The 18,910-nt window shown below is 40.3% G+C and carries 13 protein-coding genes and 1 CRISPR repeat array; of the genes, 9 read left to right on the forward strand and 4 right to left on the reverse strand.

Translation table 11 applies throughout. The features are described 5' to 3' along the window. Positions 1-63: 63 nt before the first annotated feature. The 3 genes from ruvA to EJN84_RS08885 form a co-directional block, all read right to left on the reverse strand. The gene (gene ruvA / locus EJN84_RS08875) at positions 64-654 is read right to left on the reverse strand and encodes a Holliday junction branch migration protein RuvA (protein ID WP_129595086.1); all 591 of its coding nucleotides are present in this window, start codon (positions 652-654) and stop codon (positions 64-66) included. A gap of 146 nt (positions 655-800) precedes the next feature. Beyond that, positions 801-2,030 (reverse strand): L-serine ammonia-lyase, encoded by a 1,230-nt coding sequence (locus EJN84_RS08880; protein ID WP_129595087.1) that lies wholly within the window; start codon positions 2,028-2,030, stop codon positions 801-803. Between the two features lie 24 nt (positions 2,031-2,054). Beyond that, the gene (locus tag EJN84_RS08885; protein ID WP_129595088.1) at positions 2,055-4,616 is read right to left on the reverse strand and encodes a beta-mannosidase; all 2,562 of its coding nucleotides are present in this window, start codon (positions 4,614-4,616) and stop codon (positions 2,055-2,057) included. Positions 4,617-4,884: 268 nt separating this feature from the next. Between EJN84_RS08885 and EJN84_RS08890 the strand changes: the two genes are divergently transcribed. Then, positions 4,885-7,077, forward strand: a complete 2,193-nt coding sequence (locus EJN84_RS08890) for a RelA/SpoT family protein (protein WP_129595089.1) — start codon at positions 4,885-4,887, stop codon at positions 7,075-7,077. On the opposite strand, the gene EJN84_RS08895 is transcribed toward EJN84_RS08890, so the two are convergent. Next, entirely contained in the window at positions 7,070-7,480 is a 411-nt protein-coding gene (locus EJN84_RS08895; protein ID WP_129595090.1) for a 2-amino-4-hydroxy-6-hydroxymethyldihydropteridine diphosphokinase, read from the reverse strand. The two genes, EJN84_RS08890 and EJN84_RS08895, sit on opposite strands and share 8 nt — an antisense overlap. A 1,362-nt stretch (positions 7,481-8,842) precedes the next feature. On the opposite strand from EJN84_RS08895, the gene cas9 reads away from it, so the two are divergent. The 8 genes from cas9 to EJN84_RS08935 all read left to right on the forward strand — a co-directional run. Beyond that, positions 8,843-13,153 (forward strand): type II CRISPR RNA-guided endonuclease Cas9, encoded by a 4,311-nt coding sequence (cas9, locus tag EJN84_RS08900; RefSeq protein ID WP_129595091.1) that lies wholly within the window; start codon positions 8,843-8,845, stop codon positions 13,151-13,153. A 17-nt stretch (positions 13,154-13,170) separates the two neighbouring features. Beyond that, positions 13,171-13,692 carry a DUF6155 family protein gene (locus tag EJN84_RS08905; RefSeq protein WP_129595092.1) on the forward strand — a complete coding sequence of 174 codons (522 nt, stop codon included), beginning with the start codon at positions 13,171-13,173 and terminating at the stop codon, positions 13,690-13,692. Positions 13,693-13,707: 15 nt separating this feature from the next. Next, positions 13,708-14,643, forward strand: a complete 936-nt coding sequence (gene cas1, locus EJN84_RS08910; protein WP_129595093.1) for a type II CRISPR-associated endonuclease Cas1 — start codon at positions 13,708-13,710, stop codon at positions 14,641-14,643. A gap of 29 nt (positions 14,644-14,672) precedes the next feature. Beyond that, on the forward strand, positions 14,673-15,005 hold the full coding sequence (gene cas2 / locus EJN84_RS08915) for a CRISPR-associated endonuclease Cas2 (protein WP_101487155.1): 333 nt from the start codon (positions 14,673-14,675) through the stop codon (positions 15,003-15,005). 5 nt (positions 15,006-15,010) lie between these two features. Next, entirely contained in the window at positions 15,011-15,802 is a 792-nt protein-coding gene (locus tag EJN84_RS08920) for a J domain-containing protein (protein WP_129595094.1), read from the forward strand. Then, the gene (locus EJN84_RS08925) at positions 15,795-16,184 is read left to right on the forward strand and encodes an HIRAN domain-containing protein (protein ID WP_101487153.1); all 390 of its coding nucleotides are present in this window, start codon (positions 15,795-15,797) and stop codon (positions 16,182-16,184) included. The genes EJN84_RS08920 and EJN84_RS08925 overlap by 8 nt, the downstream gene beginning before the upstream one ends. A 130-nt stretch (positions 16,185-16,314) precedes the next feature. Further along, positions 16,315-17,971: direct repeats of the CRISPR family, unit length 47 nt; unit sequence GTTGTATCAGAATATCAAAGATATAAATTTCGAAAGCAAATCACAAC. A gap of 108 nt (positions 17,972-18,079) precedes the next feature. Then, complete coding sequence (locus EJN84_RS08930; RefSeq protein ID WP_129595095.1) at positions 18,080-18,361, forward strand: hypothetical protein; 282 nt, start codon at positions 18,080-18,082, stop codon at positions 18,359-18,361. Between the two features lie 8 nt (positions 18,362-18,369). Further along, the coding region (locus tag EJN84_RS08935; RefSeq protein ID WP_394343090.1) for a hypothetical protein at positions 18,370-18,910 on the forward strand (541 nt) is incomplete at its 3' end.

Raw genomic sequence — 18,910 nt, forward strand, 5'->3', positions numbered from 1 at the left:
CCGTTTTATCGATTGACAAAAGGCGCCTGCGATAAGAGGGCGCATTTCTCTGAAATTACGCAATCACAATCTTTTGAGCGCTTCCTTAATGATTGCTTCAACCGGAAGAGACGAAGATTCTTTGAGAATCGCCGAAACGACTTTTTGTGAAGCAACTTGCGGAAATCCGAGCATCACCAATGCCGCAATTGCTTCATGGCCAGTGCCCGACAAGTCGGCTTTGGTCGGCAATTGAATGCTGCCTTGCGAATCGGTCATTTTGATTTTGTCCTTGAGATCGACAATGATGCGTTGTGCCGTTTTTGCTCCGATTCCCTTCACGGATTGCAATACCGCAACGTTTTCGGTAGCAATCACCGATTCCAGTTCTTTTGCACTCAGCGACGACAATATAACTCTCGCAGTACTTGGCCCGACTCCCGAAACGCTTATCAGCAAAAGAAAAATATCGCGTTCGTGTTTGTCGGCAAAGCCGAAAAGAACATGCGCATCTTCACGAATGACTTCGTGGACAAAGATTTTTGCCGATTTTTCACCGTTGAGAATGCTGTAAGTATTTAGCGAAATATTCGCGAAAAATCCTATTCCGTTGCAGTCAATCGTAATGGACGCAGGTGTCAGCTCGGCTATTTCGCCTTTCAAGTAATCTATCATCGTTTCTTTCAAAAAAAAGTTGGAATATTGCGTAATTCCGTACTAATAACGGAAAAAACGGCAATAACGTATATTTTTTATAATCTTTCTTTAACCCGGTTATATCTTTAAAGCGTTTCATAAAACCGAGCGTTTTTTCTTGTTGTTTAAAAAATATTATGATCAAACTCATGTGTTTTCGCCAATCCGCCTTCGCCCGTTTCTTTGTAGAGCGACGGCAGGTCGTGGCCGGTTTGTTTCATTACGGCTACGACACGGTCGAATGAAACGCGATGGATTCCGTCGGTGAACGACGAGTAAAGATTGGCATCGAGTGCTCGTGCGGCGGCATAAGCATTTCGTTCGATACAGGGAATTTGAACCAGACCGCATACCGGATCGCACGTCATACCCAAATGATGTTCGAGTCCCATTTCGGCGGCATATTCTATTTGTGCCGGACTTCCACCGAAAAGTTGACTTGCTGCAGCTGCCGCCATAGCACAAGCCACACCCACTTCGCCCTGACAGCCCACTTCTGCACCCGAGATGGATGCATTCGTTTTAACCGTGTTGCCGAACAAACCGGCCGTAGCAAGTGCGCGCAGAATCCGCATATCGCTAAATTCGCGAATTTCCTGCAGATGATATAGTACCGCCGGCATCACCCCGCTCGAACCACAAGTGGGAGCGGTTACGATTTCGCCGCCTGCGGCGTTTTCTTCCGCAACGGCAAGTGCATACGCAAAGACGAGACCACGCGATTGAAGCGATGCTTTGTAGCCTTTGGCTTTGATGTAGTAGCTCGCAGCCTTACGATGCAGCCCGAGTGGCCCGGGAAGCACGCCTTCGTTGTCGAGTCCTCTTTTTACGGCGGCGCGCATGACTTCCCACACGCGCTGCAGATAATTCCATATATTATTCCCTTCGCATTCTTCTACATATTCCCAATAACTTTTCCCCGTTTTTTTGCACCAGGCAAGAATTTCGGTAATGGTATTCATATTGTAGATTTCGCGCTCCTGCTCAGGGTCGAGCCCTACGATTTTTTCTCCGTCGGAAAGCGCACCGCCACCTATACTGTAAACCGTCCACGAATCTACAACTTTTTCGTCTGCGCCTATTGCTTCGAACTTCATAGCGTTGGGATGGAACGGCAAAAATATTTGTGCTTGCCATTCGATGGTAGTCGGTGCTATAGGATTGAGAACGCCCATGATTGCCACATCCGTGAGGTGGCCTTTACCGGTAGCAGCGAGGCTGCCGTAAAGCGTTACCACGAAGCGCGAAGCATGAGGATTACGTTCGAGAAAAAGTTGGGCAGCTCTTTTGGGCCCCATCGTGTGGCTGCTTGATGGTCCGTTTCCGATGCGATAGAGTTGTTTGAGCGATTTCATTCAGCTATCTCATAATTTTTTTTGTCAATAAGTCTCCCTGATATGGCGGATGGTTATCGGCGTTTTTTTGGCAGCTTTGAGCTCGGGTGAAGTGATTTCGATAACACGCTTTTCGCCGGGCATCAAATCGATGAAGTTATCCGAGAATCGGGCGCCGAGTACGGGTATTTCGATAAACACATCTTTTGCCAGCTTCGAACTTGACAGTGTAACCGTATATTTGCCGTCGGCATAGACGATTTTGGAATTCACCTTCGTTTCGGGTAGATTTAGTTTGTTAGGCCAATAAAAGAAGTAATCTTTTGAAGAAACCATTTTCCCTTTCGCGTCGCTTAACCAGGCATGAATGACCGTGTTTGCTTTGTCGGATTCCGAAATCAGCGACGAAACATCAATGCTTTTGACGATTTGGCTCGAATTGGCTTTTGCGTTCACTTTTTCTTTCAATTCCTTCACCACGCCTTTCGAAAAATCGATCACTTGAATGGTCAGTTTTAGATTGTCGATATCGCTCAGGTAGTCCGACATGGTATAATAATTCAGCTTGTTGTCAGCGAATTTTACGCCGAGTGCGAGTGGAGCAAACACATCGCGCATGCGATAGTGTTGCGCCTTCCAATTGTTGTAGTAATCGATGCTCGACCACGAAACTACAGGCCAGTCGTCGTTGATTTGCCAATACAGGGCACCCATGCAGTAAGGTCTGCCACGACGATTGGCTTCAACGGCTTCTTCCATGCCGTTGCCCTGCATTACCAGACCCAGATATACGAAATCTTCGAAGTTTTTCGGTTCATGGAAATACATATCCATATATTGCTTGATGATGACGTTCCCCACGCCACTTTTCTGATGAATTTTCATCACATCCGAATTGATGTCGAAATCCTTTTCGGTGGCAAACGTGCGAATGGTTTTCATCTCGGGAAACGATTGAAATCCGAATTCGCTTGCGAATCGTGGAAGTCGGTCGGCCATTGCCTCGAATGGCATTCGCCCGTGCCATAATCCCCAGTCGTGTACATCGCTCGATTTGAACGATTCTATTTTTCCCCAACTCGAATTATAGGGCGAACCGTGAATATAGCTTCGTGTGCCGTCGTATTGCGACAACAGATCGGGAATCAAAGTTCTGAAGGTTTTATCATATCCTTTTTTCCACAGCTCCATTGTTTCAGGCGTATATCTTTTGTCCCAGCCCCAATAGCGCAATCCTTCTTCTATTTCGTTGTTGCCGCACCAGAAAGCGAGCGAGGCATGATTGCGTAATCGTTTCACGTTGTAAATCACTTCTTCGCTCACATTTTTCAGAAATGCATCGTCGGACGGGTAGGGCGTACATCCGAAAATGAAATCCTGCCACACGAGAATCCCTTTTTCGTCGGCCAGGTGATAAAAATAATCGTCTTCATAGGTTCCGCCTCCCCACACACGGATGAAATTCATGTTGGCCGAAGTAATATTGTCGAACAATCGCTGATAGTAGGCCGAGTCCTGCTGCGTGCGGAGAATTTCGCCCGGAATATAATTGGCGCCCTTAGCGAAAAACGGAATATCGTTTACTTCGAAATAAAACGATTTCCCGATCTCGTCGTCTTTCTGAACCAGTTGCACTTTGCGCAGTCCGACTCTCTCGGATTTTTCGGCAATTGCCTGATTTCCAAACAACAGTTTTGCCCTAAAGTCATACAAATAAGGCTTGACCCAATTAACGGGCATCCATCTTTTGGGATGATCGATTTGAAGCGGAATCGATACCACATTTTTACCCGGATTGAGCACTACGTCTTTTGAAATGGTTTTTTTGGATTCATCTTTCAATCCATATTCAATGGTAATGCTTGCATTGACAGGTTGCGGCTCTATAGAATAAATTTCGAGCTGATTATCGATGATCGCTTTCTCTTTCGTTACGGAAGTTTGTTTCACGAAAAAATCGTCGATGCGGGCTTTATCGTAAAAAGTGAGTGTAACAGGCTTCCAAATTCCCATCTGCACCAGCCGCATTCCCCAGTCCCAACCGAACTGGTAAGGCGCTTTCCGGCTGTAAACGCTAAGCTTGGGCGTTCCGTGATCGTTATCCGCCGGATAGTCGAACCCGGCCGTAGCTGCTGCCGGCAACATGCGGGTGATGGGCGAAAAAAATCGGACGTAAAGATTATTTTCCCCTTTGCGAAGAAGATGCTTTACCGAAATTTTGTGACCGACAAACATGTTTTGTGATTGGAGAATGCGCGATCCGTTGAGGAAAACATCGGCATGCGTGTCCAACCCTTCGAAAAACAAAAGGGCATCATCGTGATTGAGCAGCTCTTCGGAGAGTGTAAACGATTTTTTGAAATCCCAATCTTCTTTTTCGGGCCATTGAACCTCATTTTCGTTTGTTCCGAAATAGGGATCGGGAAGCACTTTGTGACGGATCAGATCACGTTGCACGGAGCCGGGAACCTCGGCGTCGTACCATTGATTTTTGCCGGTTTGCGAAAATTGCCAGCCGTCATTCAGCTTCAGCGTTTCAACTTTGCTTTGGCCAAAAAGCAGACAGGGCAAAAAGGCGATCCAAAGGAAAATAATCGATTTCTTCATGTTTACGAATGATATGTCGGTTTATGAATATTTTCGGAAAAAATTGGTGATCTTCAATAAAAAGCTAAATCTGCATCATATGAATTGTTCTCCCATAATTGGCTGCAAATATAACCATAAGTTAAGAAACTGCAGCCCAAAAAAGAATAAAATGAACGACTTTTGGAAACGGTATTTTAGGTTCATTTGTTGTAATAATGCGGGAAAAATTCTTATTTTTGTTTCTCGATAACGCATTTTTGCGACATAAATTTGCTAAAATACAGAAATGGCCGAAAAAGGTACATCAACATTCAAACAGTCCTACAAACAGCTTTATTCGTTTCTTCGCAAGAAAATGAATAGAGCAGAGGTGACGAAGCTTAAAAACATTGTCGAAAAATCGGTACTCTCGGCATTGGAAAGATCCGAAACCGATGCATTCGAAAAGTTGTGGGCCGAAATTCGCACGGCTATCACGGCTATCGAAGAGTTGAATGTGCGACAACCCGAAGTTTGTGCCATCCTGCTCTACCATCCTATTCTGCGAGGAGATTACTCTATGGAGGAGGCCGCAAAATCGTTTGGAGAAGAGACTTCCATCATTTTGCGCGGGATTGAAAAAATCAACGAATTCGGCGATAAAAAAGCTGCGGTGGAATCGGAAAACTACATCAAGTTACTGCTATCGATGGCAGAAGATATCAGGGTAGTTTTCATTATTATTGCCCAACATTTGCGACAGATGCGCGAAGCCAAAAATTTGGATAACGCTGCGCGCTTGGCCCTTTCGGTGGAATCCACCTATCTGTATGCGCCGCTGGCACATCGAATGGGTTTGTATTCCATCAAATCGGAGCTTGAAGACCTTTCGCTCAAATATACCGATCGGAAGACGTACGACTTCATCGCTCACAAACTCAATGAAACCAAGCGTTCGCGCGACCGGTATATTCAGGAATTTATCGAACCGTTAAAGTCCCGCCTCGATCAGACAGGATTGAAGTACGAGATAAAGGGGCGTACCAAATCGATACATTCCATCAACAACAAGCTCAAAAAACAGCAGGTAGAATTCGAAGGAATATATGACCTGTTTGCCATCCGCATTATCCTCGATGCCCCGATAGAACAGGAAAAGGCACAATGCTGGCAGGTTTATTCTATCGTTACCGATATGTATCAGCCTAATCCCAAGCGATTGAAAGATTGGCTTTCCATCCCCAAAAGCAATGGATACGAGTCGCTGCATATTACCGTGCTGGGTCCCGAATCGAAATGGGTGGAGGTGCAAATTCGCACGCGCCGCATGGATGAAATTGCCGAACACGGCTTGGCTGCACATTGGAAATATAAGGGAGTGAAAGAGGAAAGCGAATTTGACGGGTGGCTCAATTCGCTGCGCGAGTCACTTGAAGACAAGGATGTTGAGCTCAAGGAAAAATTGGTGGATTTTCGTCTTGATCTTTACGATGAGGAAATTTTCGTTTTCACGCCCAAAGGAGATCTTATTCGATTGCCCAAAGGTGCCACGGTGCTCGATTTTGCCTTTGCCATCCACTCCAAACTGGGCGCAAGTTGCGTTTCGGGCAACGTCAACGGCAAGAATGTCCCCATTAAATATGTTCTCAAAAGCGGCGATCAGGTTTCCATCAACACGTCCTCGCATCAGTCTCCCAAACAAGATTGGCTCAACATTGTGGTAACCTCGAAAGCAAAGAGCAAGATTCGACAACTGCTGAAAGAGGAAGCCGCCAAACAGGCAGATTTGGCTAAAGAAATGCTTGCGCGCCGCATGAAAAACCGCAAAATAGAGATGGATGACGGCATTTTCATGCAGCTTATCAAAAAACTGAAATACAAAACAGCAACCGATTTTTATGCCGATATCGCTTCCGAAAAAATAGATGCCAATTGGGTTATCGATCGCTATGTGGAACTCGAAAATCGGGATGCGGCTTCTTATAACACTGTGAACACGGCGAGCGCCGAAAATTTTGTTCTCAATCCCGAACGAGTTTCGGATGAACAGGACGAACTCATCATCGATCAGAATCTTACGGGAATCGAATACAAACTGGCCAAATGTTGCAATCCGATTTTCGGAGACGAGATTTTTGGATTTGTTTCTTCCAACGGCATTAAAATACATCGCGTCAACTGTCCGAATGCCGAAAATATGTTTTCGCGGTTTGGATACCGCATCGTTAAAGCCCGCTGGTCGGGGAAATCGAGCGGCACTTCAAATTATACCACTATTTTAAGGGTAATCGGAAACGATCAGATTAATATTGTGTCCAACCTTATGTCCATTATTTCGAAAGAGGCGGACGTGAAAATGCGTTCGATCAGCATCGATTCCAACGATGGACTGTTTCAGGGGAATATCTCTGTTTCATTGGCAAATACATCCATCCTCGAGCAACTTATCCGCAAACTGAGTGCCGTGAAAGGCGTAAAATCGGTTAGTCGTCTCAATTGAACGGTTTCACTGCTTTTTTTGCAGGCGCGGCCTTGCTATCGATTTGTGGAAGCAAGTCCTGCACATAACTTCGTTCGAAATCTTTGGGGCGAAGAATCTCGCCGTCGGCAGCAATCAAATCAAGATCGATCACCACTTTACCCTTTGCTTTGTCCTCCGGGGTTCTGCCCAAACGTTTTTCGATCTCTTTCAACTGTGCATTAATTTCGTCGGCACCGGCCGAATGATAGGCGACGGCAAGAACATTCACAAACGGGCGCTTGTAATGGTCGCTATGAGGCTTTGTCGTCAAAGCTTCCGTAAAAACAATTTCCGGAAACAGATTTTCGAGCATTTGTCGGGCTTCGGTCAAGTTCGACCGCGCCTGAAAATTTGAACTGATGCTTAACAAATAGGCGTGCATATCTACGATTGAAACGACAAAGATACTCCGGATTTTTCATGAAATGTATCCCTGTTTTGAAAAATTCAGCCGTCGGGTTGAATGCCAAAGCTATTTGTTAAATAGATTTTACTCGCTCTGCGAATAGTAATATCGCTCCACGTAGAAATAGTTTATCTTCCTTGTTATACGAATCAATCGCTTAAACCTAACAAGTTTTCAAAACTTGTTAGGTTTTTAGTTAACTAATAAAAATAACTGCAAATATTCACCTAATATCACATTCTTTTCAATTCGTAAATTTGTTCACGTTCATTTATGTTTATGTATAGATATTAAGCCGAAATGTCTCTTTTATATTGATTTTCACACTTTCTAACGCGATGAGTAGGTTTTGCGTCACAACATTTGTCACTTTCCATTTTGCGGACCGACTTTTGACCGCGAACAAAATGTACTTTCCAAAATGACCAACGGCATTTTACCGCAGATAAAGGTCACTTTCCGTATTGAGGAACGACTTTTCATCCACTACTATGCTTAGTTCGTTAACAAAACATGATATATTTCTTCTTTTTCGATAACTATTTTTAAGGGAGAGTGGCTTTTGACCGCGGTCAAAAGCCGTTCCTCGCGGCGACGAGTAGGTTTTATCCGTGAACAAAGGTCGTTCGTTTTAACGTCGAATAACCTTTTTCGGATGACAACGATCGTTCCTCATTTTGCGGAGTGAACATTTCAAACAGACATTGGTCGTTCCGCGCAATGCGTAGTAAGCAAATCGGCAAAAAAAGGTCGTTCCGCATCCTGCGGAAAGGGTGTTTTACCGATAAAAACCTGTTCCGCAAAGTGAAAAGTAGGTTTTGTCTCTGCACAAAAGCCGTTCCTCGTGATAACAAACGATAAATTTTCGTGTGAAATTACCGTTCCTTTAACAGTTCATCGACCTTTTCGGGCAGCGATTGGTTGTTCGGCAAAACGATGAGTAAGAATTTCGCCGGGGTGAATGGAAGAATGAAGGAAAGGAAGAAAAAATTTGTGTTTGAAGATGGACCCTTTTTGAACGGAAATAACGAAATCCCTTTTTTCAAAAGAAATAACTATGTTTGCTTATGTAGCCGGCGAATCGGAAGAACCGTTTAAAAGCAATTTAAATATCGATTAAACAGGATAGATATATATATAAAAATGCCTCCTGATTGATGGACAAGAGGCAACCCAAATGTTTTCACAACGGAATCATCCTTATTGTGATTTGCTTTCAAATTTATGCTTCAAAGATAAAGCTTTTTTCTTATAGAAAAAATATTTAACACAAAAAAATGATTATATTTACAGCCGAATATAATGAATTGAAAATTAATATTATATAAAATATAAACTATGAAGACCGTATTAGGCCTCGATTTAGGCACAAATTCAATTGGTTGGGCGTTGGTGAAAGAGGCAGAAAATGAAAGCGAAAAATCCGAAATTATTAGACTTGGCGTACGAGTAAATCCTTTGACAGTGGATGAATTGCAAAATTTTGAAAAAGGGAAAAGCATTACCACGAATGCAGATAGAACCTTAAAGAGAAGTATGCGTCGCAATTTGCAGCGCTACAAATTAAGGCGAGAAAACTTAATCAAAATTCTTAAAGAAAATAATTTCATCACGGATGAAACCATTTTATCGGAAAATGGCAATTTCACTACTTTCGAAACTTATCGTTTGAGAGCTAAAGCAGCTACGGAAGAAATAACACTTGAACAATTTGCCCGCGTACTATTAATGATCAACAAAAAACGTGGCTATAAAAGCAGCAGAAAAGCCAAAGGCAATGAAGATGGAGCTTTAATTGACGGAATGGAGGTTGCTAAAAAACTTTATGACGAACAATTGACTCCGGGTCAGTATTGCTTGGAACTACTTCAAAATGGGAAAAAGTATCTCCCTGATTTTTATCGTTCCGACTTACTACAGGAATTTGACAGGATTTTTGAGAAACAAATGACTTTCTATCCGGAAGTGCTTACGAAAGAATTACAGGAGGAGCTACGTGGTAAAAAACGAGATGCCGTATGGGCAATCTGTTCGAAAGCATTTAAAGAAAAAGGGTTTGAATTAGTTGGCACCAAACGTCAAGGAAATGCAGGGGATCAAAAAATCGAAAATTTTGTATGGAGAGCCAAAGGTTTAACCGAAAAGCTGGATTTAGAGCAATTTGTAATTGTGATACAGCAAATAAACATTCAGATTAATAGTTCGAGTGGATATTTGGGCGCAATAAGCGACCGCAGCAAAGAGTTATACTTCCATAAGATAACAAATCCTGATGGAACTACACGAGCTCAAACAGTTGGAGAATATCAAATGGAAATATTGAAGAATAATCCCAATGCAAGTTTACGAAATATGGTATTTTATCGTCAGGATTATTTGGATGAATTTAATACGATTTGGGAAACACAAGCCGCATTTCATAAGGAATTAACGGCTGAATTGAAACGGGAAATTCGCGATGTCGTGATTTTTTATCAACGTCCGTTGAAAAGTCAGAAAAGTTTGATCAGCTTTTGCGAATTTGAAAGTCGAAAAATCGAAGTTGAAATGAATGGCAAAAAGAAAATCCAGACGATTGGTAGCAGGGTAATTCCACGCTCTTCTCCATTGTTTCAGGAATTTAAGATTTGGCAAATTTTGAATAATATTGAAGTATTTGGCAAAGGACGAAAAAACAAGAAACAAAAAGAAAAATCCCTTTTTAGCGATATGGAAGACCCTTTGCAAATTGGAGGAAGGAGAGAATTATATCAGGAGGAAAAAGAACTATTGGCAGAGGAGCTTTCGATAAGAAAAGAGTTGAAAAAGACAGATGTATTAAAATTATTGTTTGATAACCCGAAAGAACTGGATATGAATTTTAATTCCATTCAGGGAAATTTAACCCAAGCAGTATTTTTTGAAGCATACAAGCGGATTATTGAATTAAGCGGGCACGAAATAGAGATTGAAAAAAAATCTGCCAAAGAGATTCTAAAAGCTGTTGAAGAGGTTTTCAGTGTATTAGGTTTTAATACAGATATTTTGTATTTTGATTCGAACAAGATGCTTGACAAACAACCGATGTATAAATTATGGCATTTGTTATACTCTTTTGAAGGAGATAGCTCTAAAACAGGAAATCAAAACTTAATTGATAAGATTACAGAACTTTGCGGATTTGATAAAGAATTTTCTAAAATTTTGGCGAATGTAACTTTTCAGGACGATTATGGTAGCCTTTCAACTAAAGCAATACGAAAAATATTACCTTATTTGAAAGCAGGTAACAAATATGATGTTGCATGCCAATATGCAGGATATCGACATTCAGCGAGCTCTTTGAACAAGGAAGAAATAAACACTAAAAACTACAAAGAGCGTCTTAATATTTTGCCGAAAAATTCATTGCGGAATCCGGTAGTGGAAAAAATCCTTAACCAAATGATCAATGTAATTAATTTGATTATTGACACTTATGGTAAACCGGATGAAATACGGATCGAATTGGCTCGTGAATTGAAAAAGAATGCAAAAGAAAGGGAAGAACTAACCAAATCAATTGCCGATACAACCAAATTGCATGAGCAATATAAAGAGACTTTGTATAGACCACCATTCAATCTCTCTTATATTAGCCACAACGATATTGTTCGTTATAAGCTTTATGAGGAATTGAAAGAAAATGGATATAAAACATTGTATTCCAATACATATATATCTCCTGCAGCATTATTCAGCGGAGATTTTGATATTGAGCATATTATTCCTCAGTCGCGTCTTTTTGACGATTCTTTTTCCAATAAAACATTGGAACTTAGAAGCATTAATATTGAAAAAGGGAATAGAACTGCTTACGATTTTATCAAAGAAAAATATGGCGAATCAGGCGAAGAAAACAACTTGGACAATTATCTTTCCCGCATTGAGGATTTGTACAAAAAAGGTATCCTTTCACGAGCTAAATACAACAAATTAAAAATGCAGGAAAAAGATATTCCCGAAGGTTTTATTAATCGAGATTTAGCTAATTCACAATACATTGCAAAATATGCCAAAACGATGTTGGGCGAATTGGTTAAATTTGTGGTATCTACAACAGGCTCGATTACAGATAGATTACGTGAGGATTGGCAGTTGGTTGACGTAATGAAAGAATTGAATTGGGAAAAATATTATAATCTTGGTTTGACAGAAGAATTTATCAACGAAGAAGGACAGAGAATCCGTAAAATTAAGGACTGGACGAAACGAAATGATCATCGGCATCACGCAATGGATGCGCTTACTGTTGCTTTTACCAAACGCCAATTTATTCAGTATCTCAACAACCTTAATGCTCGACGACTTGATGAGAGTCAAGGCATTTCAAATGCAGAAAAAGAAGAACAGGATAATTATGCCATTGGTGCCGAAGATGTTATTTTAAGTACGAGAGATGTACTGGGTATAGAAAAGAAATACTTATACCGCGATAACAAAAACAAACTCCGTTTTGTCCCTCCCATACCGCTTGACGAATTCAGAGCAGAAGCAAAACGTCAGTTAGAAAACACATTGATTTCAATTAAGGCGAAAAATAAAGTAACGACCAAAAATATCAATATAACGAAGAAAAAGGGCGGCGTAAATAAAAAAGAACAGTTAACACCTCGTGGACAGCTACACAACGAAACAGTTTACGGAAGCCATAAAGAATATGTAGTGAAAATAGAAACGGTTAATGCAAAATTCGATAACGAAAAAATTGCCACAGTAGCCAACCCTGCTTATCGAGTAGCTCTAACTGAACGGTTGCAACAATTCAACAATGATCCGAAAAAAGCATTTACAGGGGGAAACGCTCTCTCAAAAAAGCCGATATGGTTGGACGAACTTCATACCAAACAAGTTCCTGAAAAAGTTAAAACGGTGAGTTTTGAAATCGTCTATACTATTCGTAAGGATATATCACCTGATTTGAAGGTGGATAAGGTAATTGATAAAAAAATCAGACAAATACTCGAGAATCGATTGAAAGAGTTTGGCGGAAATGCCAAGCAGGCATTCTCCAATTTAGATGAAAATCCTATTTGGCTCAACAAGGAGAAAGGAATTTCCATAAAACGTGTTACAATTTATGGGGTGAATAATGTAGAATCATTGCATGACAAAAAGAATAAGGAAGGAAAATTGATTTTAGATGAAAATGGGAATAAGCAACCGGTTGATTTTGTAAATACTGGTAATAATCACCACGTCGCTATTTATCGAGATGCAGAGGGTAATTTGCAAGAAAAGGTTGTATCGTTTTACGAAGCAGTAAACAGACGCAATCTCGGGTTACCTGTGATAGATAAAAATTATAAATCCGATGAAGGATGGGAATTTCTCTTCAGCATGAAACAAAACGAATATTTTGTATTCCCAAACGAAAAAACGGGATTTAATCCCAACGAAATAGACTTGCTCGATCCTGACAACTATTCGTTGATCAGCACGAACTTGTTTAGAGTTCAAAAAATTACAACAAAGGATTATACTTTCAGGCATCATTTAGAAACAAATGTTGAAAACAATAATCTATTAAAAGGGATTACATGGATTAGAACCGGATTAAATGGTTTGTCAAACATTGTAAAGATAAGGATAAATCATTTGGGTCAAATCGTTTCGGTAGGAGAATATTAATTCATAAAAATAAACTTATGTCCAAATCAGCCTTAAAGAAAGAATTGCTCAAACTCACCAAAGAGCAATTGGTAGAGCAAATCCTCGATTTGTATGAAAAGAATAAATCGATAAAAGAGTTTTACGATTTTTATCTCAATCCACACAATGAAAAAGAGTTGGTGGAGAAGTACAAAAAGATCATTCGGAAAGAGTTCAATGTGGAAAGGCCTGAACGAGGCAGCGAGAAATTCTCGGTAGCCAAAAAAGCGATTTCAGAATTTAAAAGCTTGCAGCCTTCGCCCGAGGCTTTGGCTGATGTAATGCTCTATTTGCCCGAAAGTGCCTGCGAACTGACGTATTGTTACGGCGATTATTCCGAACAATTTTATGATTCGACGTACAACAACTACAAGGCCGCATTGGAGTTTATCGCAAAACACCATCTGCTGGATGAGTTCAAACTGCGTGCCGAGCAATGTGTCAAATGGGCTTCTCCCTGTGGATACGGTTTTGCAAATGATATTGCAGATATTTATTATGAATTTTATCAAGATTAAAACGATTCTGAGTGTATGATCAAGCGCACGCTCTATTTTGGCAATCCGGCTTATCTTTCGTTGAAAAAGGAGCAATTGGTCGTTCAACTGCCCGAAGTAGTCAAAAATGAAGATTTGCCCGAAAAAATGAAGCAGGAATCGGTTGTCACCATTCCCATCGAAGACATTGGCGTGGTGATTCTCGACCACAAGCAAATTACGGTTACCCAAGGCTTGATGGAGAAACTACTTGAGAATAACTGTGCACTCATTACTTGCGACAGCAACCACATGCCTGTCGGACTGATGTTGCCTTTAGCGGGGAACACGATTCAAACGGAACGTTTCAGCGATCAAATCAATGCCTCCGTTCCACTAAAAAAGCAGCTTTGGCAGCAAACCGTTCAAGCCAAAATCGAAAATCAGGCCTACGTGCTCGATAAAATGGCCGGAGGAGTCATTAAGAATATGAACGCTTGGGCGGCTGACGTTAAAAGTGGCGATCCCGACAATTACGAAGCTCGTGCCGCGGTGTATTATTGGGCAAATCTTTTTCCGAATATTCGAGGATTTTCCAGAAATCGGGATGGCGTTCCACCCAACAATCTGTTGAATTATGGTTATGCCGTTTTGCGTGCAGTGGTAGCCCGATCGCTTGTAGCAAGTGGATTGCTTCCGACGCTGGGCATTCATCATCGCAACAAATACAACGCCTATTGTTTGGCCGACGATGTGATGGAGCCTTACAGGCCATTTGTCGATCGCTTGGTTTTTGAAATCGTTGCCGAAAATGAAAATATTGACGAAATAACACAACCTATGAAAACCCGATTATTGGGAATTCCGATTCTCGACGTAATGATCAACGGGCAACGAAGCCCGTTGATGGTCGCCGTGGGGCAAACCACGGCATCCCTCTATCACTGTTTTTCGGGAGAAATCCGAAAAATAAAATATCCTTCATTTACTTAAAATGTCGATTTGGAGGATTAGGGGCATTTATGGAACGTTTTAGCGAATACAGAATTATGTGGGTTTTGGTTTTTTTCGACTTGCCGACCGAAACAAAAAAAGATCGGAAAACATACACCGATTTCAGGGATAAACTGATCAAAGACGGATTCACCATGTTTCAATTTTCCATTTACCTGCGTCATTGTGCCAGTGCAGAAAATGCACAGGTTCATATCCAACGGGTAAAAAAGAATTTGCCGCCCAAAGGGAATATAGGCATTTTGTGCATTACCGACAAGCAGTTTGGCAATATGGAACTGTTCGTTGGGAAAGAAGAGAAAAAAGTATCCACGCCCTATCAACAGTTGGAATTGTTTTAATGAATATGGACAAAAAAGAATTGCTGAAAACTCACGAATTACTTTGTGAATCATACATTAAACTTATGAACGACAAAGAAGTAATGTTGAATTTTACCAAACCGCAATTGGAATCGATGTATGCATCCAAAATTGGTGTATTGCAAATAGAGATTTTAAAACTGCAGCTCGAAATCAAAGCACTCAAACGCCAAATCGAAATGGCACAAGCCGAAATCAATCAAAACAAAGTTCCCAATTTCGATCAAATAGAAGCGGATATTGCCGGTCAACTTTTGGAAGCTCAAATGGAGATTATGTTCAAAACTTACGAATTGGAGGTGGCCAAACAATTTTTAAGTCATTTGGCCTCTCCCGACAAAAAAGTCGATATAAGAAAATTTTTCAGGCGATTGGCCAAGGCATTGCATCCGGATGTGAATCCCGAATTATCGTCGTCGAAAAAAGAGATTTGGAACAAAGTGCTTTGGGCCTACGAGCATGGCGATATGGAACAACTGAAAGCATTGGAAATCATTTATGCAAAAGAAATTTCGGAATCGGAAAATGCCAAAAACGAAATGAGTGAAGATGAACTCAACTTGTTAAATCACACACTTTCAGAAGGAATCGGAGTGCTTGAACAACAAATAACAGAGCTCAACAACTCCTTTCCGTTTTCGATGCGGGAACAAATCTTAAATGAAGATTGGATAAATGGAGAAAGATCGAGATTGCAATTACAAATGGAAGAATTGAAAACATATGGCGAAGAACAAAAACAAAAATACGCTCTAATAAAAGCCGCTTATGAATAACGATGAAAGCTTAATTAAAGTTGATTCTGCGCTTTTGGCAGCATTAAGCTCGCATGCCATCCAATTCAATGTTTTCTCGAAAGATATTCTGGTATTGGAAACAGTGGTTGCCGGCACTTCTTTTCGTGATCTTTCCAAAGTAAATGAGCATTTGGAAAATCGGATAAAACTTGAAGTCAAACGCGAAGCCGACAACAAATACGACCCTTTTGCCGTTTCGCTATATTTTGGCGAGACCAAAATTGGTTATCTTCCCAAAACGAAGAATGAGACCATCGCTCGTTTGCTGGATGCAGGGAAGAGCTTTTTTGCCCAGCTTTCGGCAAAAGAATGGGAAGGCACGTGGCTTCGGTTGGAAATCAAGGTGTATTTGAACGATTGATTCCTTCTTCTTATCAGATGTACAATAAAAAATCCCGCTTATTAACGGGATTTTTTGTTTTCTGACCAACATTTTTTATTTTCTGATTTTGTCTGTAAATCTTTGATAATTTGCAAATAATACACATCCAGTTGTATCAGAATATCAAAGATATAAATTTCGAAAGCAAATCACAACTACGTCTTGCTCGTATCTTTTGGCATTGCCGTTGTATCAGAATATCAAAGATATAAATTTCGAAAGCAAATCACAACCTACTGGTGCACCTTATTCTGGATTACATTGTTGTATCAGAATATCAAAGATATAAATTTCGAAAGCAAATCACAACACATGTCCTTGCAAGTGCTATCTCGAACTGTTGTATCAGAATATCAAAGATATAAATTTCGAAAGCAAATCACAACCTATATTTTTGACTATTTGCATTTTAATTGTTGTATCAGAATATCAAAGATATAAATTTCGAAAGCAAATCACAACACTTAGAACTATACAGCCAAGCTAATGCAGTTGTATCAGAATATCAAAGATATAAATTTCGAAAGCAAATCACAACTGGGCAATGATTTGAATACAAGGGTGACAGGTTGTATCAGAATATCAAAGATATAAATTTCGAAAGCAAATCACAACCTGTGACACTTACTGATGTTGCTGAACCTCGTTGTATCAGAATATCAAAGATATAAATTTCGAAAGCAAATCACAACGGTTCGGCATTGGTGCAAAAATCTTTCCAAGTTGTATCAGAATATCAAAGATATAAATTTCGAAAGCAAATCACAACCGTCGAAATTATCCTCCGTCAGAAACAATGTTGTATCAGAATATCAAAGATATAAATTTCGAAAGCAAATCACAACCATTATAGGCTTATACTCGTCAATACCTTTGTTGTATCAGAATATCAAAGATATAAATTTCGAAAGCAAATCACAACATATGAAGATTACGTGCATCGGTGACATGCGTTGTATCAGAATATCAAAGATATAAATTTCGAAAGCAAATCACAACCTATTTCCATTACTTCCATGCCCGGGAAGTGTTGTATCAGAATATCAAAGATATAAATTTCGAAAGCAAATCACAACATAATCGTCCACATAGGCATTGTAGATCGAGTTGTATCAGAATATCAAAGATATAAATTTCGAAAGCAAATCACAACACGAAACGCATACAAAGGCGTATTGGGAAGGTTGTATCAGAATATCAAAGATATAAATTTCGAAAGCAAATCACAACTGATACATCATAATACCACTTCCAGCGTTGGTTGTATCAGAATATCAAAGATATAAATTTCGAAAGCAAATCACAACAATCATAAATTAAAACTATAATAATCACCTGTTGTATCAGAATATCAAAGATATAAATTTCGAAAGCAAATCACAACATTTTCTAACTTTGGGCCATCTTTACCGGGTTGTATCAGAATATCAAAGATATAAATTTCGAAAGCAAATCACAACAAAGCTCAATATGCGAAAAGACATGTAGTGTTGTATCAGAATATCAAAGATATAAATTTCGAAAGCAAATCACAACGAGAAGGTACAGTATATGCATTCTCATCTGTTGTATCAGAATATCAAAGATATAAATTTCGAAAGCAAATCACAACCCATATCTTTTAATTAATAAAATCATTACCGTTGTATCAGAATATCAAAGATATAAATTTCGAAAGCAAATCACAACCGCTGCGGTCAGTTTCATTTGAAGATCGGAGTTGTATCAGAATATCAAAGATATAAATTTCGAAAGCAAATCACAACCCTTACGTCAAAGTGTGCTTCCGCTCCCAGGTTGTATCAGAATATCAAAGTATATTAGCCCTCAAAAAAACCGAGCAGTAAAAAATAAAAGTTATTTTTACAACTGCTATGGAAAAGAGAAAGAATATTACATCGAAAATCAAGGTTGAAATAGTTTTATCCTTGTTACGTGGAGAGGATCCTGAGTTAGTTAGCCGTGAATACGGAGTTACTCTGGCCGACATCAATCTTTGGCGGGATCAATTTATAGAGAGTGGCGCTGACGGGTTTAAGCGAAAGCCCGATGATTCAAAGCTCATTGCTGCCGAGCGTAAGATCGGGCAATTGCAGATGGAGCTTGAACTTACAAAAAAAAAGAACGAATTGGCAGCAAAACTAAAAAGGAGATGATTTCTATTTTGATAAATGAACGTTATCCACTAACAGGGAAGCCATATCCGAAACGTTTGATTTTTAAAGTTGTCGGTTACAGCAGCAGTACCTGGTATGAAAACCCTACTCCCAAAACAGGCAAGCGTGGCAGAAAACCCAAACACAGTGATGAAGAGGTTTTACAGGAGATTAAAAAAGAAATCAAGAAGAGTAAGTTTAACTCTGAAGGCTATATCAAAGTGAAGAATCGCATGGCAAAAAGAAAGATAAACGCTCTGGTAGCGGGCAAGGCACGTGTGAACCGCATCATGCGGGAAAACAGCCTGCTGAGCCCCTACAGAAGGCCCGGGAAGACGAATAAGCGTGAACACGATGGGACTATAACCACGGATGCACCCAATGTAATGTGGGCTACAGATGGAAAGAAGTTCTGGATTGAGGGATCGGGTTGGCACTGGTTCTTTGGTGTAATAGATCACTTTAACGATGAGATTATCTCGTGGCATATCGCAAAGAAAGGTAATCGTTTTGCAGCCATGCAACCGGTCAGAGCAGCTGTACGTAAAA

It is taken from the genome of Seramator thermalis, assembly GCF_004138125.1.
Taxonomy (GTDB): domain Bacteria; phylum Bacteroidota; class Bacteroidia; order Bacteroidales; family Dysgonomonadaceae; genus Seramator; species Seramator thermalis.